Below are 24919 nucleotides of genomic sequence, written 5' to 3'. Positions count from 1 at the left end.
TTAATAACGGAATTTATCCTGGAATTTGAATTAAATGTTATTTTCAACTCGAATAACACTTTTAATTTCTATTACATCATCAAGCTTTTTAATCTTAGCTAGAGACTGATTTAGATCTTTTTCCCTAACTGAATGAGTAATAAATACCAGTGGTACAACAGGATTCTCTTTCTGTTTCTGCAGCACTGAAGCCAGACTGACATTATTATCTCCAAATATTTTGGCAATATGAGCCATCACACCTGGTTCATCCTTAACTTCAAAGCGCAGATAAAAGCTATTTTCGATTTCATCAATTTTAATTACATTACTTTCTAAAAAAGAATCCATACGCTGAACTTCGCGCTGATTATGATTAATATCCTTAGCTACTTGAATAATATCCGCAGTTACTGCACTACCAGTAGGCATTTGACCTGCTCCACGAGCTGTAGACATTACCTGACCAACTGCATCACCATGGAGGTAAACACAGTTATAGGTGCCATTTATCATAGCCAGGGGATGATCTTCTGGAACAAATGCAGGGTGAACTCTAACATCAAGACCTTCAGATGAATTTTTAGCAATTGCTAGAAGCTTAATCACATAACCCATTTCATGTGCCAGTTCTATATCCTCGATATCAATATCTTTTATGCCTTCAACATAAACTTCATTTACATCAACAAAACGCTCAAAAGCCAGTGATGATAAAATTGTAATTTTATAAGCTGCATCATAGCCCTCAATATCAGAACTAGGATCAGCCTCTGCAAACCCAAGTGCCTGAGCATTTTTTAAAGAATCAGCAAAATCTTTTTTCTCTTTACTCATATCAGTTAAAATATAATTGGTAGTCCCATTTAATATACCATAAATTTTTTCAATTCTATTGGCGGCAAGAGAATTTTGCAGGGGACGAATAATTGGCAAACCTCCTGCTACACTTCCCTCATAACAGACCTGAACGTCATTTTCATCTGCCTTTCTAAATATTCTTTTCCCATATTTAGCAATCACCAGTTTATTTGCTGTAACAATACTCTTTCCATTTTCTATAGCCTTAATTATATAGTCATAGGCAGGCTGTTCTCCACCAATTAATTCGACTACAATATCTATATTCGAATTATTAATTATATCTTCAACTTTATCTGTTAATAATTCCTTTTTAATTTCAACATCTCTTTCTTTTTTCAGGTTATTAACCAGAATTTTTTCTATTGTAACCTCAGTTCCAACCTTATTTTTTATATTCTCCGAATTTTTCTCCAGAATCTTAACTACTCCACTACCGACTGTACCAAGTCCTAAAATCCCTATTCTAAGCAAAATTATAACCTCCTGTAATCTTATATCGCTTACTTCTAACTACTCTATTATTAAACATTATATCAAGGAGTTGTTAACTTGTCGACACTTTGAGATAAATTTATAGAGAAAAATATAATGTTGCCTGAAATACACTTTTTGAAAATAATTATCAATACTATTGACATCTAAAATAAGTTGTGCTATATTAAATTTAACAAAACTTAACTCAAAATATAAGGAGGAAATTTAAATGAAAAAGTCTTTAAGTAATTCCAAAAAAATTATTGTTTCTCTGCTAATGGTTCTGGCTTTTATGTTTTCTCTGAATGTAATGGTGCTGGCGGCTGGACATGTTGAAAGTGGTCCTGATGTTCTTGATGTTGCTTTAGAAGCTGATGATTTTAACACCTTGACAACAGCAATAATTGAGGCTGATTTAGTTTCAGCCCTAAAAGGTGATGGACCATTTACAGTTTTTGCACCAACTGATGCTGCTTTTGCGGCACTACCGGAAGGCACACTAGACAGTCTGCTTGCTGACAAAGAACAGCTGGCAAATGTTTTATTATATCATGTAGTCGCCGGTAAAGTAATGGCAGAAGATGTATTAACTATGGATGGAGCGATGGCGGAAACTCTGCTGGGTAAAGATATTAAAATCTCAATTAAAGATGGTATGGTTTATATAAATGATGCCCGTGTTATAACAACAGACATTGAAGCAAGTAATGGTGTCATTCATGTAATCGATACTGTTTTGGTACCTTAAATTTATTTAAATATAAGTAATATAGCTAAAAAACTCTTCTCGAAAATTTGAGAAGAGTTTTTTTATAAATTAATATTAATTTTTTAAGTAAATAACAAAACATATTTTAAAAATTAAAGAATTCTAAAAAAGTCCTGATTACACTGGCTCCACCCACAGCTGTACCAATAACACTCCCTAAATTAGCAAGAATTACAATTAAAAGTATATGGGTAACCTTATTTGTATAAATTTCTTTAATAGAAATCCCTTCCGAAAGTTTCTGAAAATCCTTAACCTGGGGCTTTTTAAGATAGGCTTCCGTAAGCCCTGCAAACCAACCAGCTGCCAGTGCAGGATTTAAGGAACTTAATGGAGCTACAAAAAAAGCAGTCAGAATGGTCAAAATATGACCTCTGCCTAAAAGTACTCCCAGAGCTGATAAGGAACCATTCCAGATAAACCAGGCTTTTGTTACCTCAATTCCGGTACCAATATTTTTGATAAAACTGGAAATTATAATTACTAAAATTACTGCTGGGATTCCCCAGGAAAATATTTTACCCCACTTTGGTTTAGGTGGAAGTTTTGTTATTTTTTTTAAATTTTGTTCTTTATAAATTTCTTTTTTTACTCCTGGAACATGTGCTGCTCCTAAAACAGCGACAATTTTTTCACCAGAAGCATTTTTTATTTTATTAGCCAGATACTGATCTCGCTCATCAAGTAAATGTTTTTTAATTCCCGGAAAAGACTTACCCATCTCTTCCAGCATCATATTTAAAGCATCTCCGTTTTTTAATTCATCCATCTCTTCTTCAGTAATCTCTTCGTCTACAAAAAGCATTGAAATAATTTGAAAAATGAGTTTCATTTTTTCCCAGAGACCAAGTCCACGCCAGACTCTTTTAAAAGTAATCTGGATGTTTCGATCAGCAAGCACCAGGTCTGCTCCAATTTCTTTAGCAGACTCAATTCCCTGCCGCATTTCCTGACCTGCATTAATTCCTAATTTTTCGGCCATCCGACTCTGAAAAGAACTTATAATTAAATTAACCAGTAATAATAAAGATTTTTTCTGCTTAATCACCTGAAAAATATTCATTTCACTCCACTTATCTTCATCATTAATTGAACTGTATCTTTCCTCGTCCAGTTCAACACAAACACTATCTGGTTTTTCAGTTTCTATAACTTCTTTAACTTGTTCTGCACTCTTTTTAGAAATATGAGCAGTTGGAATTAAAATTATTTCTTTTCCTGCATACTCAAGTCTTTGAATATTGTCTTCGTCCATAAAAACAGCTCCTTCTATGAATTCTCTCACTTACTTATTATATCACTTATGAAAAAATTATCAAAAAAATTTATTAGTAAAAAAATCATAGAGTCTATCTGGAAGCAGCCAGCGAAAAAATAATATTAATTTTGCGTGGAAGGGAACTGCATATCTCGCTTTTGGATGACCAGCCTCTGCTGCTTTAAAAATTGCTCGGGCAACAACTCCAGGGTCAGCTGCTATACCATTTTCACCATACATTTCTTCATATTTAACTGCCTTTTTTTCGGCCTGTTTTTGATAAACACCCTCACCTGAATTTTTAATTAAATTTTTCCCGGCTGTACTGGCCCAGTTAGTTTCAATTGCTCCAGGTTCAATTAATATTACTTTAATTCCAAATTCTCTCAATTCATTTCTCAGACAATCACTCAGACCTTCCAGTGCAAACTTACTGGCATGATACCAGCCACCAAGTGGAGTCCAAATTTTACCGGCTATAGAAGAAATATTAATAATCCTGCCGGAACCATTTTGGCGCATAACTGGTATTACAAGTTTAGTTAATTCAGAAAGGCCAAATAAATTAACTTCAAACTGTCTTTTAGCATCTTTCAGTGGAACCTCTTCTACAGCTCCATAAGCACCATAGCCAGCGTTATTTATCAAGATATCAATTTTTGTCTCTTTTTTTAGTATCTGATTTATACAATTATTTCGCATTTCTTCCTCAGTAATATCCATCAATATATAATGTCCATTTTGATAATCATTTAAATATTTAAGATCTGCTTCGGTTCTGGCTGCTCCATAAACTATATAACCCTGTTCAAGAAACTTTACTGCCGCAGCTCTTCCGATACCACTTGAAGCTCCAGTTATTAAAACTACTTTTTTACTCATTTTTAACTCTCCTGATTTTTAATATTTAATCATCCTGATAAAATTCATTGATCTGACTTACATTTTTCTCCTTTTTATTTTTAATAAAAGTTCCTCTGTCTAATTCTTGTGAGGCTGCTGCCAGTTCTTTTCTGCTGTTCATTACAATTGGACCACCCCAGGCAATCGGCTCCTCTAATTTTTTGCCTGCTAGAAAGAGAAATCGAGCTGGATTCTTAGCTGTATCAACTTTAATTTTACTCCCATTTTCGTATAATACTCCCTGAGGATATTTTTTTAAATTTTTCTTTTGTGGATCAAAATTGGCCTCGCCTCTAATTAAAAAAGCATAGGCATTAAAATCTGTCGGTAGTTCAAAGATAATTTCACTATCTGCTTTTAATTCGACATCAAAAAATATTGGTCTGGTATCATTTCTCTGTATCTCACCACTTAAGCCTCCATATTCACCAGCTATAATATGGACTTTTTTGTCTTCATCTTGATAGACTGGAATCATATCTTGGGTAATGTCACCATATTGCGGCTCAGTCATTTTATTAACCGCAGCTAGGTTTAACCAGATCTGAACTCCCAACATTTCTTCTGAGGGCTGGGGTAGTTCCTGGTGCAAAATACCCGAACCCGCAGTCATCCACTGACACTGACCATCCCTTATAACTCCACTATTGCCAATGCTGTCACCATGTTCGATTTCTCCTTTGATCAGATAAGTTACAGTTTCAATACCACGGTGGGGATGCCAGGGAAACCCGCGTCTGTAATCTGCAGGGTCTTTCGAATCAAAAAAATCCATCATTAAGAAGGGATCAAAGTCTGGAATCTGATGATAACCAAAACAGCGTCTGAGTTTAACCCCTGCCCCATCCTGAGTTTCTCTACCTTCAAAATAACTTTTTACTTTTCTATACATTCTAATTACCTCGCTTTAAATTAATTATTTTGCTGGCGATATTTTTCAACTTCTTCTGAAAGTGTGTTAAATTCCCTGTCTGCTATTTCCAGCATCCCGGCCAGAGCATAGAAACGACGCTGCAGATTTTTAGGCAGCTCACCTTTAAATTTATAATTACGGTCATGCTCAATCTCAGCCCAGGCATGCTGCAGGATACTTCGAATCTGAATTTCAAATTTCAAACCAGAAAATTTACCCAGCTCTGTTTGGTCTATTTTATCAGGACTCAGCTCCGCAATATAATGAATTGATTTATATCCCATTTTATCAGCTTCCAGCAGATCAGACTTATCCTCACTGCGCTGATAATCAATTTCAAATAATTTTTTAATAATATCGCTAATCTGATGAATTTCTTTTTCAAAAAGTGTAATAATTCTAATACCAGTTAAATCTGTTATTTCATTTACCGGATCACTATATTTATCACGCTCAGCTTTCTCTCTGAAACTTTCTATTGACTTGACCCGACTTTCTATACTGTGAAAAACAATCTCATTTTGATTTAAAGCTTCCCTCAATATTATTTCGACTTCTGCTCTTAGCTCTATATATTTACTTCTCTCCTTTTTATACCACTGAACTGCCTGACTAACTTTTTTTCTGCTGGCCATAATAGTTTCCCCCAATTGACTGCAAAATAAAATATCATCTAATTAATTAGTTTATAAGCCACCTGTCAAAAATCAAATCCTTTGGAAATCAAATATCTGCTTTAACTTTCTGGTAAAGTTCAGCATTAACTGCATCATAATAGGGTTGCACAAATAGCACTCCAATACCAAAAAATAAAGCTCCTAAAATAAACCAACCTAAAAATGAGAGATCCAGAATAAAAATATCCAGTTTTTGTCCCGCAGTCATTTCTCGACTTAAATTCAGAGCCTGATTATGATCTAAATCAGGATTTTCAGCCATGATATAGGCAACAAAACGATATTGATACATTTTAATAATCCCTGGAATAATTAAAAGTAGTGACCAGAGAAAAATATAAATTCCACGATATAAAAGAACCGTAATAATATTTTTATAATATTTTTTATCAAAAAATTTAAGCAGATATGAAATCTCAGATTCGCCTCTGCTTAACTCAATAAAATATTTTCTACCACCAACTTCCAGAATATATCCCAGAAAAATTCTGAGAGCTAAAAAAACTAAAACGCCAATTACAGCAATCAAAACTAGACCCAGGGTAAATTCACTTCCCCCACCACCAGTAGTAGTAGAGCCTGTGCTGCTGGAACCACCCAAATCAAGTCTGTTATGACTGCCTCCACTAATCACCAGAATTAAACTAACTAAAAAAGCCTGCCAGTAAAAACCTTTTAACTTTTTCTTTGCGATATTCTTAAGTTCGCTTCTTGTCCACACTTTAAATTCTCCCCTTTTTTGTGATTTTCCAGGCACAAAATTTAAATAACTAATTAATTTAGTTCTTTAACTATAATTCAGCATTCAGAAGAAAAATCCTCTTTAGAAAGAAAAATCCTCACTTGCAATTAAAACAAGAAATCAAAAGCTATATATCATTTTAGATTTTTAATATAGCAAATTAATTATATATTTGTTTAAGTCAAAGCTAATTATAATATTTTACAGATTTTGTGAAAAATTAATTTGATTAAGGAAGGAATAATTGTTTTTATGACAAATTATATAAACAAAGTTCTATTAAATAAAATATGAAAGGGGTCATTAATTATGAAAAGAGTTCTGTTTTTAACTATTGCTCTGATTCTCAGCTTATCTCTCAGTGTTTATGCTCACCCACCTGGAAATATAGAAATGTCTTTTAATAATGAAAATAATATGCTAGAAGTTACAATACCTCATAACTCCAATGATAACAGTAAACATTTTGTTAAAAATGTAAAAGTTTATTTAAATGACAGCCTGCATATTGAACAAGATTTTATTATGCAGACTAACAATGAGGTTCAATATTTACATTATATGATCCCGGGGGCAAAATCTGGAGACACTATTCGTCTGAAAGCAGAATGTAATAAATTTGGAAGTAGAGAAAATGAAATTAATGTAGAATAAATAGTTTAATCCAGCTTCTTTATTTACTGTTATTTGCGAAGGAGGAGATTAATATGGGGCAGTGGATTATTCCAGCGGGCATTAGTGCTCTAACATCTCTTGTAATAACCTTTTTACTGGGTATCAGATTTTTTAGAAAGGTATTTAATCTTAATCCCCGTTTAAATTTAAAACTACACAAAATATTTGCCTATCTTACCCTTATTCTGGCTGCAGGACATGGTCTGCTGGTTTATATAGTTTATTTATAAAATAAATAATCAAAAAACCCGGTTTGAAACCTGACTTTTTAAAATTGAATTTATTCAAATCGGGTTTATTTATCTTAATTTTTATTTGAAAATTTCTGCCACAACTGACTTAAATTCAGTATACATCTTCAAGCCATCAAGCTCTCTTAAACTGTAAACCAGTGATTCGTAATACCATTTCTGTTTATCTTTTGGTGCACTAAATCGCTGCCAAAAATCTCCTGACTCGGTTTTTAAATCTCTCAAAATACTGCGAGCATTGCTCAGCTTATCAGCACAGGCTATCACTTTATTAATAAAATCTGCATCTTCTTCTAGATAATTAATTGTGTTTTCTTTTCTTTTGTTCCAGCTTCTTTTATCTCTCCCTTCCAGCTTTTCTGAAGCTGAAAGTACAAGCTCAAGGATTTCTTCTCCAAATTCATCTCTTAACTCCCCTATTCCAACTTCTGTATCTTCCAGTAAATCATGGAGTAATCCAGCTGCCACTATTTTATCTTCAAAAGCATTTTCTTTTAAGATCATTGCTACTTCAAATGGATGAACAATATATGGCACCTCACCACCTTTGCGTGTATCACCACGATGTGCCTGAGCCGCATATTCCATTGCTCTTGCAACTAATTTATTGCTAAACATAAAAATTCACCCCTGCTGTAATTTAAGATATATATAATTCAATTAATTCAATAAAATTAAGCAATCAATATTAGCTAAATTTAATTCAGTGCCAGTTCTACTGCCTTTTTGGCATGTAATTCAGTTGTATTATAAACAGGCAAAACACTGTCTTCTGCTTTAATTAACATTGGAATTTCAGTACAACCCAGAATTACTCCCTCGGCACCATGAATTTTAAGATTATCAATTATTCCCTTAAATTTTTCCCTAGTTTCAGTCTTTAAGATACCAGCAACTAATTCCTGATAGATAGCCTGGTGGATATAACTTCGATCATCTGATTCTGGAATTATAACCTCAATCCCATAATTTTTTTCTATTCTATTTTTATAAAAATCAGCTTCCATAGTATATTTAGTTCCCAGCAGACCAACTTTTTTTAAATTATCTGCTTTTATTTTTTCTGCAGCAGCATCAGCTATATGAAGCAGAGGAATTTCCAATTCAGCCTCAACCGCAGGTGCCATTTGATGCATTGTGTTAGCACAAATTAAAATCATATCTGCTCGTGCTTGTTCCAATTCTCTGGCGATTTTTATCATCTTTTCAGTTAATTTATTCCAGTCCCCCAATTCCTGCAGCCTTTCAATTTCTGCAAAATCAACTGAATGCATAATTATTTCAGCAGAATGTGGATTACCTAAGCTATTTTTTACTTCTTGATTTAATATCTTATAATAGTCAACTGTAGACTCCCAGCTCATACCGCCAATTAATCCAATTGTTTTCATTTCCCTACCTCCTGTAGTAAAGATTTCGTTTCTTTATCTTTCTTAATGTAAATAATACAGGTAGAACTGCAGATTATCAAGTCATTCCCATATTAAGCTTTAAAAACAATAAGGCTAAAAAGTAGTTTGAATTGAACCTGTATTCTGAAAATTGATGGGATATTTAGTTTCTGCTTAAAAACAGAAGATATTTAACGATATTTTATTTTAATCGACAAATTTCGACTTTGATTTTTTTGACTTAGAGGACTATAATATAGTTACAAGGTTCTGAGGAAGTCCTAAGATTAAATGTTTATAAGTGGTATTTTGAAATTCTTATTTAAGTAAAATTATTTGAGATTTAGAAGTAAGATTGTTGATTGAGATTGATCAAAGTTAATTAAGATCAATTCCGAAGAAGTTACTATTAATGGTAAGCAAAAAGAAATTATTAAGGGATAGCCTTCTTTAATAATGATCTTTGAGCAAATCAAAGATAGTAATGGAGGACTAAATCAAAAATAATAAGAAAAAATAAGAAAAGTAAAAAAATCAACTGTAAACAGGCAATCGAAGAAGATTCGTCAGAACCTTGATTTTTTTTGTCTAATTTTTTAAATTTTTTTATCCAAATTTTATCTTCTACCCTTATCTTTATACATATTTTTATCAGCCTGATTATAAATATCTGTTAGTTTTTTAGTTTTTTTTCGGGCAGTGGCACAGCCCAGAGAGATTTTGAATTCAATTGGAAAACTGTCAGCATTATTGTATTGATTAAATTCTGCTTTAATTCGCTCACAAATATGAGCAGCTGCTTTTTTATCGGTTTCCGAAAGCAAAATTGCAAACTCATCCCCACCTATTCTGGCAACAACATCTTCAGACCGCAGCAGTTCTTTTAAAATTTGAGCCGCTTTACGAAGATATTCGTCACCAAGCAGATGTCCATAATTATCATTAACTGCTTTTAAATTATCCAGATCTCCAATTATAATACTGATTGGGTAAAGACGTGAATCATCCAGACGTTCCATTTCTTCTTCAAAATAACGACGATTATACAAATCAGTCAGTTCATCATGATAGGATAAATATTTAATTTCTTTTTCCCTCTCTATTCTTCTGCTGACATCAACCAAATTTATTAATAAGTAATCTTTTTCAATTGGATTTACTCTAAATTCAACAAATTTCTTCTCTCCTGATTTAGTCATGATTTCAGAAACCCGGTTATAGTGTTCTCCATTTGCCAGTTTTCCTTTAAAATCTGAATAAATTTTTCCCCTCTCAACAGGATCAGGAAAAGCTGCTTCAAACCACTGCTCCAGATTAGTTATATCAGAAAGTGAATAACCAGTTATCCTGGTTGTTAAATCATTGATATAGACAAAATCTCTTTCTTCATCTAAAATTGCTATTCCCATTGTTAAATTATTGAGTACTGTTTCTAAACTTAAATCTTTTAACATCAAATCACCTTTTTTGCTATGAAATTGTTAAATATTTATGATATTTGCTTCAAATTCGTCAGCCCGCTCTGGATCACAGGTGGTATAAATTATCTGATATTTTTCTTGATATTCTTTAATCAGTTTGACTGCTTTTTTACGACGCTCTGGATCAAAATTAACCAGACAGTCATCAAGGATAATAAAACCTCCATATTCACTGAATAGATTGTCAAAGATTGCCAGACGCAGGGCAAGTGCTGCTGCATCATAGGTTCCATAAGAGAGCAGCTCAAATTTTCCTGGTAGTTCCCGGCTTTGAGACGACTTAATTTTTATCGAAAAATCACTATCGATAAAACCAGCCTCATATTTACCAGCAGTTAAAATTTCTAAATTTCTGCTAAAAGTATTAACCAGCGGCTGAAAAGAGTTCTGGTCCATTTCCTCTAATTTATTTTCGAAAACTCTTTTTATTTTCAGTAGATTTTGAGCCTTATTTTTCTGCTTTTCTAATTTTTGTTTAAGTTCTTTAAACTCTGCTTCCATTTCCCGGGTGGAAGTATCAGGCAGCACATTTTCTAATTCTTTATGCTTATTCATTTTTTCTCTCAGCTTCTGATTAATCATTTCTCTTTTTTCTCTTCTAGCTTTTAAATTACTAATAAACTCAGCTGTACTTTTATATTTTTGAGGTAAGGAAGCTAAATCTTTTAATTTTTGTTTTAAGATATCTATTTTATTTTCTTTTTGCTTTAACTCAGATTTGAGTAATGTTAAAGAACCATAATCCTCTTTAAATTCCTTTATTTTATTTTCTCTAATTTTAATTTCTGTTTTCAGATCTGCTCTTCTAGAAGTAAGCCTGTCTATTTCTTCTCTGATCTGATCAGCTTCTCTGGCTGGCTGCAGTTCCGCCAATTTGGAAAGTTCAGCTTTTAGTTTTTCTATACTTTTTCCAGCCAGTAGTTCACTAATCTTATCATTTTCAACTTCAATTTTGCCTTTTATTTCCGTTAACTGCTGCAGTTTTTCTCTTGCCTGACTAAGATTATCGACTTTCATTTTTGTTTTTAATTTTTCAAGTTTTTGCTGATTTTCTTTAAATTCTGTTTTCAAACTTTTAAAATCAATTTCAGCTGATTCAATTTCTATATCGATCTCTTTTGTTTTAATTCTTAAATAGCCATCAGCTTCAAAAATTTCTCCTTCAGAAATAATTTTTTCACCTTCAACACCAGTTGAAACTTTAATCGATTCTGCTGCAGAATAATTGAGCTGAGCTCTTAACTTTGCAGCCTTAAGACTTGCCTCTGCTGCTGCAATTTTATTTTTATATCTTTCCATATTTTTTACCTGACTCGGGCTAACAGTAAATTCAGTTTTCAAATTTTCCAGTTCAGCAAGCTTCTTTTGCGATGTATTAATTAGCTCTAGCTGCTCGCTAATCTTCTGCTTTTCTTTTAATTTTTCAGCTCTTTTTATTTCTTCTTTTAATTTTTCAATCTTTTTAGATTCCGCTTCCTGATTGAGTTTTAATTTACTGAGCTCTGACTTTAAATCAGGCCATTTTTTAGCTATCTGAGTCATTTTATTTACTTTCTCACTCAAGTTATCTATTTCCAGTTCAACTGCTGCCCGCTGGTTTATTTCAGACTCAATTTCAGAGAGCTCTTTGATTTCTGCAATTATCCGACCCTCTTTGTCTTTTAATTCTTTAATTTCCAGTCCCAGCTCTTCGTATTTTCTCTCATTAATCTGACTCTGCTTAATCCTGCTTCTCAGCTGTTCCCTGGCAATATAGGAGTCATAAATTTTTCCTGTACCAACTTTATAAGGATTATTAACTCCACGGCTGCTATTTTGGACAGCATCAGCTTTAAGATTCCACTTTTTGGTCAGTTCTTCCAGCTCATTTTCAATTTTGCTGCGAAACTTATCAATTGAAATACCATCCAGTTCCATCACTGCTCGCCGCAAAAAAGAATTGATTGTATCAATCAATTCTGGGTTTTCCTCAGCATTAATCCGTTTTAAAGTTGACTTAATATCCTGCTGACTGCTAAAAACTATATTATTATAGGTGCTTTTAACATAGGGAAAAATATCATTTTTATATTCCTTAATCTTACTAACTTTCTCTATTCTGCGACCATCAGGCAGCTCTAAAAAACCCCGATAATTACTATTGCTCCACTTTTTATAAAATTTATAATTATTATTTCCAGCTTGAAATTCAATTTCTGCCTCTGCAAAATCACCATCTGGATAGGGTAGAAATTTTTCTTTAAACTCTCTCCCCTCTGTGGTATTCAATTTGAGCTGCGGGTTGACAAACAAAGAAGCATAAATAGCATTGATCACTGTACTCTTACCCGCCTCATTGTCTCCTAAAAGAATATTTAAACCATCTTTAAACTGATAGTTTCTGTTGTTAATACCTGCGAAAATTTCAGTACTGAAATTATTAATCTTCACTGCTGGACCTCCTTCAGCATTTTATAAGCAAGATATTGAGCCTGATGATTGTCTTCCAGTTCTTTTAGAAGCTGAAAAGGAAAAGAGTTTTCAGCAAATTCTTCTGTAATTAATTCCTGGTTAATTTTAATAGTTAAATCATTCTGATCTATCTTTACATAAAAACAGTTTTCTCTCAGACGAGCAAGCTGTTTATCCTTTTCGGCAAAGTCATCTCGAGGTAGTTCTCCTTTGAGCCTCAACCGTAAAATTTTAGTTTTAGCTTCAGAATCTATTATTTTATCAATTAGATTTTTCAGATCATTAAGCGAATTAAGCTCAGATTCCTGGTCTGAAAAGTGATAATTTCCAGTTTTAATCCGGGATGCTTCAACTTCCTTTTTTTTATTTAATTCTATATACCAGGCAGATCCAGGATGACTGCAGTCCATACCGTCTGGTTCTGGAGTTCCATTATTAAAAATCTTATGACCACTCAGCTTTTCTTTTTTTGGATAAGGAAGGTGAGAGTGACCGAGCAGATAAAGATCCATTTCTAAATTTAAAAGTTCTTTTTCTGTCATCTTAAAATAATCATCATTTAAATCCGGCGAAAAACCTGCCAGTGCTCCGTGTGCCAACAGCAGATGATAATTTATTTGAGGTCGCTCAGTTAGATTTTTAATCCAGCCTAACCTGTTTTCTGCCGAAAGTTTCCTATCACAGGGGGCTGGATAGACTGCTGCATTTATTCCAAAATCATTGAGCAGATAAATTTTTTCCTGATCCAGAATCAACATTCTTCCCTTAATTTCTGTTTTGAATTGAGACCAGAGATTGCTAACTCCATCACTGTAATCATGATTTCCAGGCAGGATTAAAATTGCATCTCCAGCAAATCCATTTAGGATAGAGATAGTTTCCTTTATTTTTACATTCTTAATACTTGCTCTATCAAAAAGGTCTCCAGCAATAGCCAGTAAATCTGTATTTCTCCTGTTAGCCTCTCTAATTATATTTTCTAACGCCTGATAACGGGCATTTTCCAATTCTGTACTAATATTTGGATACTGATTAAATTTCATTCCCAGATGCAGATCACCTGTATGCATAATCTTTAAACTCATTATCTTCCCCCTCAACTTTGCAAATTAAAACCTGATAACCAGTTAAAAACCAGCAGTTGATAACTGATACCAAAAAATCACTTCAGCATTTCAATAAATTCTGCAGCAAGTTTAGGATCAAATTGACTTCCCGCACACCTTCTAATCTCAGTCAGCGCTTCTTTTTTAGACATTGCTCTGCTGTAAGGTCTTTCGTGTGTCATTACATCAAAAGAATCTACCAGAGAAATAATTCGAGCTAAAAATGGTATAGAATTTTCTTTTAAATTACGAGGATAACCACTTCCATCCCAGTTTTCATGGTGAGAAAATATTTCTTCAGCTACAGCAGCAAACTCCTCCGAAGAAGAAGCAATTTTATAACCCTGTTCGGTGTGTTTTTTGATAATTTTCCATTCTTTATCAGTCAGTTTTTCCTCTTTATTTAAGATTTCTTCATTAATATTAATTTTACCAATATCATGAAGAGTAGCCAGCAGAGAAAGTCGGTTCTGATCAGATTCAGTTAGACCTATTTTTTCGCCAAAATTAAAAGCTAGTTTGGTCATTCGCATTGCATGTTCTTTAGTTTCACTACTTTTAGCGTCAAGTGCATTAATTAAGCCCTGAACGATATTGCTTTTACTGCTTCTACTTTCAGACAGCTTATTTTCATACATCTGATTATCTGCCTGCCTGATAATTTCTTCAATATCTTCTTCAGAATTAGTTTTTGTTGCCTGTCCAAGAGCAATTGACAGCGGCAGCTCAAGATTTTTAACGGCAGCAGTTTTCTTTTTAATTCTCTGAATAATCTTAGCAGTCCCGTTTTGATCAGTCTGAGGAAGTAAAATTATAAACTCATCTCCTCCCTGCCGGGCCAGTATATCTTCTTCTCTTAAAGAACTCTTTAAAACCTCTGCAGCTTTGTTAAGCATTTGATCTCCTTTTTTATGACCATAGCTGTCGTTTATAATTTTCAGGCCGTTTAAATCTGCCATAATTATCGAGAGAGGTAGCTGTCTCTGACTGTCCAGTCTTTCCATCTCGACTTCAAAAAACCTGCGGTTATAAAGACCGGTTAGAGAATCATAGTAACTTAATTCTTTAATTTTTAAATTATCAAGATGTTTGGAGATAGCTCTGGTAATCACATCTGCAAAAATCTTGAGCTGATTGATTTTAGCCTGGTTAAAATCCATTTCAGATTCTACCAGATCAAAACCAAAAAAACCGTAAAGTTCATCACTGATAAAAATAGGAACTACAATCAGCGAGTTTACATTCTGTTCTTTCAGTAATATTTTTTCTGGATCAGCCTGATTATCAAGCTCCTCAAGATTTTCTATAATTATTAATTCTTTCTGGTTTAATTTTTCAAACCACCACTTAAATTTTTGGGTGCTTAAATTCTGTAATTTATCCTTTTCTGATTTTATACTTGGAGCAGTCCATTCAAATTTGTTGGACATAGTTTTTTTATCGTCTGATACTTTAAAAATATAACTGCGGTCAATATCAAAAAACTCTCCCAGGACTTTTAAAGATTCATTTATTTTATAGTTAAAATTATTAAGCCCCAGATTAACCAATCTGGAAGAAACATCTGCCAGGGTTTTCTGAAACTTATACTGGGCTCTTAATTCTTCTAAGTTTTTTTCTATTCTATTCTGAGCCTGTTCAATACTATAGCTAATATAAAAACTGAGTGCAGTAATAATAAGATAAGAGCTGAAATAAATTGGAACTACAATCTGTTTTGAATCCGAAAAATAAAGTGTAAAAATCATTACTATTATTAAAAGTAAATTGGTTAAAAATTTGAGCAGATTTAAATTAAAAATAAGATTAAAAATTGCTGTAATTAAAATAATTAAAATTGCCAGTGCTACTCTAAAATTCTGCAGATATGTATAGTAAATAAGTTGAAAAATAGCCAGCAGAGAGACTAAATAAGATATCCCCTCAATTCGCCTTTTAACCCAGTCCGATCTATATGATAATATAAAAACCATTAAAAAAACTGATATCGAAATTAATCTTTCAGCTAAGGACATTGGATCAGTAAGTTCTGGCGTAAATCTATAGATGACAGCAAAAATTAAGTAAGCAGCTGCCGCCAAAATAAAAATTTTTCGATAAAATTTAATTTCCTCTTCTAATTTTTTCATACCAGGTCTAAAATACTTCCCTCCCCTTTAACTGTCTGAGATGCCTTTTTATTATAGCATTTTTTAGCAAAGTTTAAAAGAAAAAAGCACTTTCTTTTGTTTTAAGTTCAAACTGAGAAAGAGCTTACTATTCCTGAAAATTGACATGGACATGACTACAGTCACAAAAGGGTTTATTATCTGATTTACCACATCTGCAGAGCGCAACCGAATTTCTTGCCTCATATCTTTCTCCATCCGCCCCTTCGATCTCTATTTTTCCTTTAACAATAATAGCAGATCCCACATTCTTTTCTGGATCCTGCAAAATTTCTATAGCCGGTTCAAATTCTTTTTCTAAAATCTCACCGTTTTTCGAAACAGCAGTCAATCTACCTGCCAGACATTCTTCTGCTGACTTAAGCGCCAGCTCCCTTTCTTCTTTTTTATCCGATTCTTTTATTAAATTCCAGGTATCCCCTTTTTCCGTATGGCAAAAGCGGAGAAAAGCACAGCGGTGATCATCTCTTAAGTCTATTTCTTTACCTTCTAAAAGTTCAGCTCTTGTTTTATAGTCAAGTTTAGAAGCAGTTTCTTTTCCATCAAAATCCATTTGGTTGTGGTAGCTATCACAGAAAGGGGGAGTTTTAGTCTCTCCACAGCGGCAGAGAGAGTAATTTTCTTTTTGAGGAAGTTTTTTACCTTCCCTGTATTCATAATGTTTTCCGACTGGAGTAATTATCTTTTCAGATAAGGGAACAGCTCCGAAAACACAGTAAGGTCCATCTTTAATAATCTTTATTTTAAGCTGTTTTTTTTCAGTCATTTTTAACACCTCATATCAAATTTATAATTTAACTATTTACTAATTATTTAAAAGATCAATGTAAATTTCCCCTGCGATGAACTGTATCATAGGCAAATAAAGCATAACCAATTTCGGCAGTAGTATATTCTGATTCTGCAGCCATCTTCCGCACAATTCTTATTATTTTAATATAATCATCCGGCTTAAAACTTTCCTTTTCTTGTTCAAAATAGCCCAGATTATAAAGAGTAGCCCAAACCCTGGTATCGATAACGCAATGTTTTTGAGGCTCCAGCGAAGTTAAAATAGCCGAAGCAGTTGGTGTCCCAATCCCCATTAAGCTCGTATAAAGGGCCAGACGACAAAAATCATCATAAAGCTGATAGGCAGCTTCTGTTACTTTTTCTACCCGTCTGGCTGGATTCTTTTTTACATGGTAGGAACTGCGGGTGGAATTAAGATGAGCCAGCTGATATAGTTCATCTTTTGTTAGATATTCTTTTTGATGATATTCTTTTCCAATCTGCATCAATTTTTCGGGATAGAGTCCTGTTGTCTGATCATATTTTTTTAAATATTTTTCAAAATCTATAGTCTCTATTTTAAATACCTCCCATTCATAAGTATTCTATTAAATTAATTACATTTAAATTACTTACATTTAAAATTATTCGTATTTTCTGGCAACTGCTACAATTATAATTCCATAAATAATACCGGCCAAAAACGAAATATGATCATTCATTCCAGTAGAAAGATAAAAAGCTAAAGATACAATCAAACCCAGAAAACCGCCCTTAAAAAGCCCATTTAAACCAGGTTTCATCTGGGTCAAACCAATTAAAAAACCCATGATTAGCCTGTTATACCAGAGGGCAAAAAGATAAAGTCCATTTCCACTGTAGCCCATTCTGATTCCACCACCAATAATGCAGATCACACCCAGCAGGGCACCGGTAATAATTGAAACTTTTAATTTTTTATCTATCATCATTATCCTCCTCTTTTTTCTCATATATTAAGGTATTTATTTTAACTTACTATATAATATATTTGATTTAAATAATAAATATCCTGCATAAACTAAAGCTAAAAACCACTTAACAAAATTTTAATAAACATCAACCAGAAATTTTAAGTCTAGCTCATCCGAATTTAATTAATTTTGATGAAAAAAAAATAAGATTAAAAAAGATGATATAGATTTTGACATTTTAAAGGCTTAACTGATAAACTTTATTTAATCAATAAGATTTATCTAATCAAAATATAAAGGAGCTGATATTGTGAGTCTAATCGAAAAAACCATGAAGTTAAAAAATTGGGCAGTTGTTGGTGCCACTACAAAGAAAAATAGATTCGGCTACAAAATTGTTAAAAAACTAAAGGAAAATGACTATAATGTTTTTCCCGTTAATCCAAAATTCGAAAAAGTTGCCGAGCTAAAATGCTATAATGACCTGAGCGCAATAGACGCTAAAATTGATGTGGTTGATATGGTTATTAATCCAAAGCACGGGATTAATGTTATGGAAGAAATTAAGAAACTGGGAATTAAATATGTCTGGATGCAGCCAGGGACAAGGAGTCAGGAGATTAGAGATTTTGCAGCCGAAAATAATATAGAATTGGTTGAAGACTGTATTTATGCGCGCTTATAAGTTTGAACTCCCTGCTCCTCCATCAACAACTATTGAACTGCCATTAATATAATCAGACTTTGGTGATGATAAATAAGCTATTAAATCACCGAGGTTTTCCGGTGTACCTATTTTTTTGACGGGTACACTTTTACTTTTTGCATTTAAAGCTTCCTGATAATTTTCGAATTCACCATTTTCAACCTGAGAATTAAGTAATATTTACTATTGTTCCCCCACCATCTTTTTTTAAAAATTCTACTGATTCTTTGATCAGTCTGACCACACTCATCACCAGCAGCTCGTAAGAATCATACCAGTCAGCTTCTGTTGTTTCCAGAAAAGATTTAGCTGGTGGACCACCAGCAGAAGTAACGAGGTGATCGAGCCTGCCAAAGTTATCAACTGCAGTTTTAACCAGCCTTTTAATATCTTCCTTTTTAGTTATATCTCCCTGACAGGAAATTACCCTGCCTCCGTTTAGCTCATTTAATTCCTTTAAAGCACTGTCCAATTTCTGCTGATCTCTGCCGTTAATAACCACGTTTACTCCCTCTTTAACCAGGGCAGCTGCAGCAGCTTTTCCAAGCCCGCTGCTCGATGCAGTAACAATTGCTGAATTACCTTTAATTTTTAAATCCATAATCCAATTCCCTCCTCTAATAAATTTAGAAATCTATTAATATTATACTCAACCAGTAACGATTATTCCTTTTTAAACTGGGGAACTAAAAGAACAGGGTAAATCAACCGAACATTTGCCGCAGACATCAGTTAACTCTGACTCCGGATGAATTTTATCATTTTCTGAAAGCAGTTGATAACACTGATGACGGTCAAATGAGTCTTCCTGCAGTGAGCCGTTGACACAGCGGTCAACACATTTGCTGCAGTTAAAACCAGCCTTATTTAGGCACTTATCCTGCTCACTCCGCTCTGAAGCCTCAATATTTAGATCAGTAACTAAAGTTCCGATTCGACCGGCACAGCCCTTTTCAGTAATCAGCATATTATTAAGACCAAAGGTTCCGAGCCCGGCTATATAAGCAGCATGTCGGTGGGACCAGTCGCTGATCAATCTTTCTTTATCAAAATTATTGGTGGCGGCAATTAGACTGGCCTGATATCCCTTTTTAGAAAGTTTTTCTTTTAAATGCTGATTTAAATCTGCAATCAACTGATTGGTTTCTATATATGCTTTTGCCCACTGATCTGAGCTGTATTTTCCTTCAATATTGGAATCTGCAATCCCCTTAGAAAATGGAATAAAATAAGCAATAATTGTTCTGGCCCCGGGCATTAAATCCTCAGGCATTAAATGGTCCTCAGAAACTGCTTTTTTTAATTCACCAAACATTGGATCATCAGCCGCTGCATACTTTATTATCGGTTCTTTCCAGCTGCTTTTTATATCATCTTTTTCTTGATAGTTAGCTATAAAATCGTGAATTAAATTTTCTATTTCCTGCTTCAAATTATCCCTCTCTTTCCTGTACTCGACTATTAATATTAGAATTCTTGAGCAATTGAGATTTCTCTGCTTTGAATTATATCACAATAATAGTTAATTTAAAGTATTAAACAATTTTAAAAAAATAAAGGGAAATCTTTCACTATTGTTTAATTATATATTAAGAGAGCAGGTGAATATTTTGTCACATAAAACAGCAAAATCAGCTTATAAAAATCTTGAAGAAAGATTAAATCAATTTCCTCAGGGAGCACCACCTTCCAAAACACTTTATAAAATTTTATCCATACTTTTTAGTGAAAAAGAGGCAAAAATTGTAGCTCAGCTGCCGGTAAAACCATTTACCGTTAAAAAGGCAGCCAGAATTTTGAAAATGGATCAGCTAAAGACTGAAAATATTCTGGATGAACTTGCAGGAAGAGCAATACTTCTTGATTCTAAAGATCAGGGAGTAAAAAAATATATACTGCCACCACCAATGGCAGGTTTTTTCGAATTTTCAATGATGAGAACCCGTCAGGATATCAATCAAAAACTGCTGGCAGAATTATATCATCAGTATTTGAATGTGGAAGAAGATTTTATTAAAGATCTATTTTTAGCCAGCGAAACCAAACTGGGCCGGGTCTATGTTAATGAAGAAGTTCTCTCTAAAGATAATATGGTTCATATTTTAGATTTTGAAAAAGCAAGTCATATCATAGAAAGTGCTGAAGATATAGGAATCAGCACCTGTTACTGCAGGCATAAAATGCACCACCTTGATCAGGCCTGTGACGCTCCACTTGATATCTGTATGACCTTTAATAACACTGCTGATTCTTTAATTCGCCATGATCATGCCCGTCGAGTTGAAACTTCAGAGTGTCTGGAGCTTTTACATCAGGCTTATGAGCACGGACTTGTTCAGTGTGGAGAAAATGTGCGTGAGAGTCCTACCTTTATCTGCAACTGCTGTGGCTGCTGCTGTGAGGCACTTCTGGCAGCAAAAAAGTTTGGCAATCTGCATCCGGTACAGACAACTCATTATCTACCTCAGATCAATTACCAAAGCTGTATTGACTGTGGTAAGTGTATTGAAGCCTGTCCAATCGATGCAATCTCCAGAAATGATGAAAAGGTAGTGATTGACCATGATATCTGTCTTGGCTGTGGAGTCTGTGTTCGCTCCTGCCCCAACAGCTCCTTAAGTCTGCAGCGGCGCAAAGAAGAAATTATAACTCCCGTTAATTCAGTCCACAGAACAGTTATGATGGCAATTGAAAGAGGTAAACTGCAGAATTTGATTTTCGATAACCAGGCTTTCGGCAGCCACCGGGCAATGGCAGCTGTAGTCTCAGCTATTTTAAAACTGCCTCCCATTAAACAGGCAATGGCCAGTAAGCAGCTCAAATCACGCTATTTAGAAAAAATTATAAAAAAACTGGCTTAATCTTTCAGCAGCAGTATAGCCTTCAATTAAATTTCAGAGTTAGAAAAAAGCCGGCTAATACCGGCTTTATCTGTTTGTTATTTTAATTTTTTGCAGTAGCTGTAATCAAAATCTTTCGATTTCAGCTTTTTAAGATCTGCAAAATCTCCATAAAAATATAGGAGGGGACAGTGAACTCTAGCTGCCCAGGCAGTTTCGCTGTGAACGGCTCCGGGAACCTGATAATAGATTAAATCAAGTTTAAATTTTCTTTTAAGCTCTTTGAGCCTTGAAATGACATCCTCCGTAAAAGACATAAATTTACCTTCGGCCTCACCCGTATCCAGCCAGATTCTGCTCTTTAAATTATGATAATTATAAGAATTAATTTTTTCCAGCGGGGAACTTTTACCCCACCAGAAGGAGGGAGACATCACTGCAAGTTTGCCAAAGAGGTCGCTCCTCCGCAATCCAATGTTGAAAGTAACCAACCCTCCCATCGATGAACCCATTAAGGCTGTATTTTCTGGACCCTTTCTAACTCTGTAATTTTCTTCAATAAAGGGCATTAGTTCTCGAATAATAAATTTTTCATAGGCAAAACCTCTGGCTTTAACCTTCTTCCCTCTATAATAACCATCCTGATGAGCATATTCGCTCAGCCGTTCTTTACCCATATTATCAGCAGCCACAATTATAATTTCTTCAATTTTTTCGGCTCTAATTAACCTTTCTGCAGTCTGATGCAGATTCCAGGAATCTCCAGAAAAAGATTCCCGGCCGTAAAATACATTCTGACCGTCATGAACATATAAAACTGGATAAAATTTATTCTTTTGAGCTGAATAAGAAGGCGGTAAATATATTCTTATTTTTCTGGAATTATTTAAAACCTCAGATTTAAAGTCCTTTATAATTTTAATATCTATTTTTTCTTTTATCATCTAGAACCCCTCAGCTACCTTTTTTATTGATCTTACTTTTTTTAAAATCAACTAAACTAGATAATTCCCTCTTCTTTAAGCTTTCCCAGAAAATAGGGCATCTGCTCTCTCCAGCCTGTCCAGTCATGGTCTACATCATAACCCCAGTAATCAAACCAGGCAGGAATCCCTTTTTCAGCCAGAATAGTATCTAAAAGCCTGGTATCTCTTAAAGTATCTTTCTCCCATCTGCCCTGACCGGCACAGACAATCAACTTATTTTTGCGATAATGATTGAGATACCAATCATCTTCCAGCTCCCTTAAATAATCAACCGGGGAATTCAAATAGACTTCTGTATCCATATAGCCCCCGGTAAAAAATCTGGCATCATAAATACCGCTTAAAGCAACAGCGGTATCAAAGGCATCAGGATGTTTAAAATAAAAATTGACAGCATGGTAGGCGCCCATACTGCAGCCAGTAGTAATTAATCCTCCCTGCCAATTGGAATGATATTTAATCAGAGGCAGCAGTTCATCAACAATATAGCGATCATAGCTGTTGTGAACTAAAGCCTTATCATGGGAATGGAGGCCGAAATTAAGCCAGGAATCAGCATCAACACTGCTTGCTGCATAAACTGTTAGCTCACCATTTTCAATAAAAGGCCAGATAGCATCAATCATACCAAAGTCCTCGTATTCATGAAAACTACCACCAGAAGAAGGGAAAACAAGCATTGGTTTTCCGGCATAGCCGTAGATTTTAAAAGGCATCTCCCGATTTAAATTTGAACTGTAAAAACTTCTGTACTCTATCTGCATAATTATACCTGCTTTCCTTTCAAAAAAATTAATTTTTATCTATCGCGAATTTAACAGCTTCTTTTCCCTGCTCCATTTCCTCAGTTCTTAAAATTATGCCATAATCTCCAATAGCAGGAGCTAAAATGGGCGAAATTGCTTCGTGTAAAACTATATATTGACCATAATTATTTAAAATATCTTCTAAAGAATGCTTATAATTGATAAAATTCTTACGGCCGATATAAAAACAGTTATATTTTCTGCTGATATCTGCTCTAAATTCACCATGAGCTATCAACTCTGCATAAGCTTTGTAGATATTTATATCATTGGCATAATTAAACATGTCCAGAGTCAGCCCTCCAGGTGGTCTCATATTAACTTCCAGGGCAACAATTCTTCCGTCCGCTAGTTTAAAATACTCAAAGTGAAAAAATCTTTCTTTGAGTTCAAAGGCCCGAGCCGTCTTTTTACCAGCTTCCACTATATCTTCCGGCAGCTCTCGCGGAATATAATAATACATATCAAGCCCCTCATTAACAGTCTCCATAATTCCACCCTTATAGACCATTGAGGAGGAAAAAACAATATTACCTTCTTGATCTGTCAGCCCATCAAAAGTGTGTATTTTGCCCTCGATATATTCTTCCATTATATAATCAAGATTTAATTTATTATTAAAAAAATCTAACAGTTGATCGTGATTGTGAATTTTATAGGTATCTGCTGCGCCAACACCGCTGTCAGGTTTAACAACCACCGGATAATCAACTTCAGCAATAAAGTCTTCGGCTTCGTTGAGACTGTTAACAACCCTGCCGCGGGCTGTGTTTAAACCAGCCTGCTGAAAGATTTCTTTCATCTTTGATTTGTACTTCATTGCTTCAATTTCATCAATTTTTAAACCTGGCACATTAAAATCAGTTCGCAAACGGGCATCTTTTTCCAACCAATGTTCATTATTGGACTCAATTCTATCAATTTTTCCATACTTATGGGTGAAATATCCACAAGCTCTAAGCAGCTGGGAATAGTCCTCCATATTATCAACTTTATAATATTCTGTCAGAGAATCTTTAAGCTCTCTTCTCAATTCTAAATAGGGCATATCTCCAATTCCAAGTATATTGACTCCGGCGTTTTTAAGCTCCACACAGAAATTATAAAAATTATTAGGAAAATATGGCGATATAAAGATAAAATTCATATGATCCTTCCTTTCTCTACTCTACTTCTCGAATTATCACTAATTATAATCATAACTGTTCTTAATAAGTTAACTAATTTTATCATTTTAAATTAAAATTGTAAACTATCTGGATCAGATTTTTCCACTTTAAATTACTGTTCAAATTGCAGTCATTGTATATTCAACTAATTTACTACTTCTTAACAAAATCAACCAGCAATTATTTTTTCTCATTTTTTGATGAAAAAATACTCAAGACAACATAAGCAATTAATGTAAAGACAAAAAAGATTAGTAAGACTGTAGCAATGCTCTGCAGAGAACCAATCAAAGTTCTGTAAATTTCTAAAGTCCAGCGCTCAGCTGTAAGTTGAACAACTTCTCTATTTTCATAGCGAGAAGTTATATATTTTTCTAAATCCCAGACTCTGACTCCCCCGGAGATTCCAACCACATAAATTGCAAATTTAATATATTTAAGCCAGGCCTGATTGATTGCCTCAGGTACTATTAAGTTTAAAATTTTATAAATTGAATCATTAAACAATCTGCTTACTATATAGCAGACAAGGAGTGCCACCAAAAATGTAACCAGCATTAGTAGATAAAACATATATTCACCTCTT

At 34.0% G+C, this 24919-nt stretch carries 25 protein-coding genes and 1 pseudogene; 5 read left to right on the top strand and 21 right to left on the bottom strand.

Features of this window, described 5'->3' with window-relative positions:
* Positions 1–30: 30 nt before the first annotated feature.
* Positions 31–1314, bottom strand: a complete 1284-nt coding sequence (locus DFR80_RS05895; protein WP_076543340.1) for a homoserine dehydrogenase — start codon at positions 1312–1314, stop codon at positions 31–33.
* A 232-nt stretch (positions 1315–1546) separates the two neighbouring features.
* On the opposite strand from DFR80_RS05895, the gene DFR80_RS05890 reads away from it, so the two are divergent.
* A complete protein-coding gene (locus tag DFR80_RS05890) occupies positions 1547–2065 on the top strand; it encodes a fasciclin domain-containing protein (protein WP_114489453.1) in 519 nt (172 codons plus the stop codon).
* A gap of 106 nt (positions 2066–2171) precedes the next feature.
* Here the strand turns inward: DFR80_RS05890 and DFR80_RS05885 are convergent, their stop codons facing one another.
* The 5 genes from DFR80_RS05885 to DFR80_RS05865 form a co-directional block, all read right to left on the bottom strand.
* The gene (locus tag DFR80_RS05885; RefSeq protein WP_114489452.1) at positions 2172–3341 is read right to left on the bottom strand and encodes a TraB/GumN family protein; all 1170 of its coding nucleotides are present in this window, start codon (positions 3339–3341) and stop codon (positions 2172–2174) included.
* A gap of 60 nt (positions 3342–3401) precedes the next feature.
* Complete coding sequence (locus tag DFR80_RS05880; protein ID WP_076543337.1) at positions 3402–4226, bottom strand: oxidoreductase; 825 nt, start codon at positions 4224–4226, stop codon at positions 3402–3404.
* 25 nt (positions 4227–4251) lie between these two features.
* Complete coding sequence (locus DFR80_RS05875) at positions 4252–5139, bottom strand: pirin family protein (protein ID WP_076543336.1); 888 nt, start codon at positions 5137–5139, stop codon at positions 4252–4254.
* 20 nt (positions 5140–5159) lie between these two features.
* Positions 5160–5795, bottom strand: a complete 636-nt coding sequence (locus DFR80_RS05870) for a GTP pyrophosphokinase family protein (protein ID WP_076543335.1) — start codon at positions 5793–5795, stop codon at positions 5160–5162.
* Positions 5796–5883: 88 nt separating this feature from the next.
* Positions 5884–6558 carry a DUF975 family protein gene (locus tag DFR80_RS05865; RefSeq protein WP_158537685.1) on the bottom strand — a complete coding sequence of 225 codons (675 nt, stop codon included), beginning with the start codon at positions 6556–6558 and terminating at the stop codon, positions 5884–5886.
* A 330-nt stretch (positions 6559–6888) separates the two neighbouring features.
* Here DFR80_RS05865 and DFR80_RS05860 point away from each other — a divergent pair, with 330 nt between their 5' ends.
* Positions 6889–7233 carry a hypothetical protein gene (locus DFR80_RS05860; protein WP_076543333.1) on the top strand — a complete coding sequence of 115 codons (345 nt, stop codon included), beginning with the start codon at positions 6889–6891 and terminating at the stop codon, positions 7231–7233.
* 53 nt (positions 7234–7286) lie between these two features.
* On the top strand, positions 7287–7484 hold the full coding sequence (locus DFR80_RS05855; protein ID WP_076543332.1) for a hypothetical protein: 198 nt from the start codon (positions 7287–7289) through the stop codon (positions 7482–7484).
* An 81-nt stretch (positions 7485–7565) separates the two neighbouring features.
* On the opposite strand, the gene DFR80_RS05850 is transcribed toward DFR80_RS05855, so the two are convergent.
* The 9 genes from DFR80_RS05850 to DFR80_RS05810 form a co-directional block, all read right to left on the bottom strand.
* Positions 7566–8123, bottom strand: coding sequence for an HD domain-containing protein (locus DFR80_RS05850; protein ID WP_114489450.1), 558 nt, complete (start codon positions 8121–8123; stop codon positions 7566–7568).
* Between the two features lie 80 nt (positions 8124–8203).
* On the bottom strand, positions 8204–8896 hold the full coding sequence (locus tag DFR80_RS05845; protein ID WP_076543330.1) for an aspartate/glutamate racemase family protein: 693 nt from the start codon (positions 8894–8896) through the stop codon (positions 8204–8206).
* Positions 8897–9513: 617 nt separating this feature from the next.
* Positions 9514–10350: a sensor domain-containing diguanylate cyclase gene (locus DFR80_RS05840; protein ID WP_114489449.1), complete on the bottom strand. Its 837-nt coding sequence runs from the start codon at positions 10348–10350 to the stop codon at positions 9514–9516.
* 27 nt (positions 10351–10377) lie between these two features.
* The gene (locus DFR80_RS05835) at positions 10378–12807 is read right to left on the bottom strand and encodes an AAA family ATPase (protein WP_114489448.1); all 2430 of its coding nucleotides are present in this window, start codon (positions 12805–12807) and stop codon (positions 10378–10380) included.
* Complete coding sequence (locus tag DFR80_RS05830; RefSeq protein WP_114489447.1) at positions 12804–13913, bottom strand: DNA repair exonuclease; 1110 nt, start codon at positions 13911–13913, stop codon at positions 12804–12806. The genes DFR80_RS05835 and DFR80_RS05830 overlap by 4 nt, the downstream gene beginning before the upstream one ends.
* A gap of 77 nt (positions 13914–13990) precedes the next feature.
* On the bottom strand, positions 13991–16063 hold the full coding sequence (locus DFR80_RS15360) for an HD domain-containing phosphohydrolase (RefSeq protein ID WP_114489446.1): 2073 nt from the start codon (positions 16061–16063) through the stop codon (positions 13991–13993).
* 127 nt (positions 16064–16190) lie between these two features.
* Entirely contained in the window at positions 16191–16868 is a 678-nt protein-coding gene (locus DFR80_RS05820) for a CDGSH iron-sulfur domain-containing protein (protein ID WP_114489445.1), read from the bottom strand.
* A 55-nt stretch (positions 16869–16923) separates the two neighbouring features.
* Positions 16924–17379 (bottom strand): hypothetical protein, encoded by a 456-nt coding sequence (locus DFR80_RS05815; protein ID WP_233493744.1) that lies wholly within the window; start codon positions 17377–17379, stop codon positions 16924–16926.
* A gap of 138 nt (positions 17380–17517) precedes the next feature.
* Positions 17518–17841 (bottom strand): hypothetical protein, encoded by a 324-nt coding sequence (locus DFR80_RS05810; RefSeq protein WP_199505785.1) that lies wholly within the window; start codon positions 17839–17841, stop codon positions 17518–17520.
* A gap of 295 nt (positions 17842–18136) precedes the next feature.
* On the opposite strand from DFR80_RS05810, the gene DFR80_RS05805 reads away from it, so the two are divergent.
* Positions 18137–18511 (top strand): CoA-binding protein, encoded by a 375-nt coding sequence (locus DFR80_RS05805; RefSeq protein ID WP_114489443.1) that lies wholly within the window; start codon positions 18137–18139, stop codon positions 18509–18511.
* On the opposite strand, the pseudogene DFR80_RS05800 reads toward DFR80_RS05805, so the two are convergent.
* Both DFR80_RS05800 and DFR80_RS05795 read right to left on the bottom strand, forming a co-directional pair.
* Positions 18506–19133: pseudogene (locus tag DFR80_RS05800) on the bottom strand (SDR family oxidoreductase). The gene DFR80_RS05805 and the pseudogene DFR80_RS05800 sit on opposite strands and share 6 nt — an antisense overlap.
* A gap of 72 nt (positions 19134–19205) precedes the next feature.
* The gene (locus DFR80_RS05795; protein WP_114489442.1) at positions 19206–19964 is read right to left on the bottom strand and encodes an epoxyqueuosine reductase; all 759 of its coding nucleotides are present in this window, start codon (positions 19962–19964) and stop codon (positions 19206–19208) included.
* Positions 19965–20142: 178 nt separating this feature from the next.
* Between DFR80_RS05795 and DFR80_RS05790 the strand changes: the two genes are divergently transcribed.
* Positions 20143–21393: a 4Fe-4S dicluster domain-containing protein gene (locus DFR80_RS05790; protein WP_114489441.1), complete on the top strand. Its 1251-nt coding sequence runs from the start codon at positions 20143–20145 to the stop codon at positions 21391–21393.
* A 77-nt stretch (positions 21394–21470) separates the two neighbouring features.
* On the opposite strand, the gene DFR80_RS05785 is transcribed toward DFR80_RS05790, so the two are convergent.
* From DFR80_RS05785 to DFR80_RS05770, 4 genes are all read right to left on the bottom strand, one after another.
* Complete coding sequence (locus tag DFR80_RS05785) at positions 21471–22316, bottom strand: alpha/beta hydrolase (protein ID WP_114489440.1); 846 nt, start codon at positions 22314–22316, stop codon at positions 21471–21473.
* A 56-nt stretch (positions 22317–22372) separates the two neighbouring features.
* Complete coding sequence (locus tag DFR80_RS05780) at positions 22373–23122, bottom strand: esterase family protein (RefSeq protein WP_076546000.1); 750 nt, start codon at positions 23120–23122, stop codon at positions 22373–22375.
* A gap of 28 nt (positions 23123–23150) precedes the next feature.
* Positions 23151–24311 carry an acetyl-CoA carboxylase biotin carboxylase subunit family protein gene (locus tag DFR80_RS05775; protein ID WP_114489439.1) on the bottom strand — a complete coding sequence of 387 codons (1161 nt, stop codon included), beginning with the start codon at positions 24309–24311 and terminating at the stop codon, positions 23151–23153.
* 202 nt (positions 24312–24513) lie between these two features.
* Positions 24514–24906, bottom strand: a complete 393-nt coding sequence (locus DFR80_RS05770; RefSeq protein ID WP_114489438.1) for a hypothetical protein — start codon at positions 24904–24906, stop codon at positions 24514–24516.
* Positions 24907–24919 lie beyond the last annotated feature (13 nt).

The sequence above is a fragment of the Halanaerobium sp. ST460_2HS_T2 genome (assembly GCF_003337665.1).
Taxonomy (GTDB): Bacteria; Bacillota; Halanaerobiia; order Halanaerobiales; family Halanaerobiaceae; genus Halanaerobium; species Halanaerobium kushneri.
Note: the sequence above shows the minus strand (reverse complement) of the source record. Positions and strands in the feature narration are given on the sequence as shown.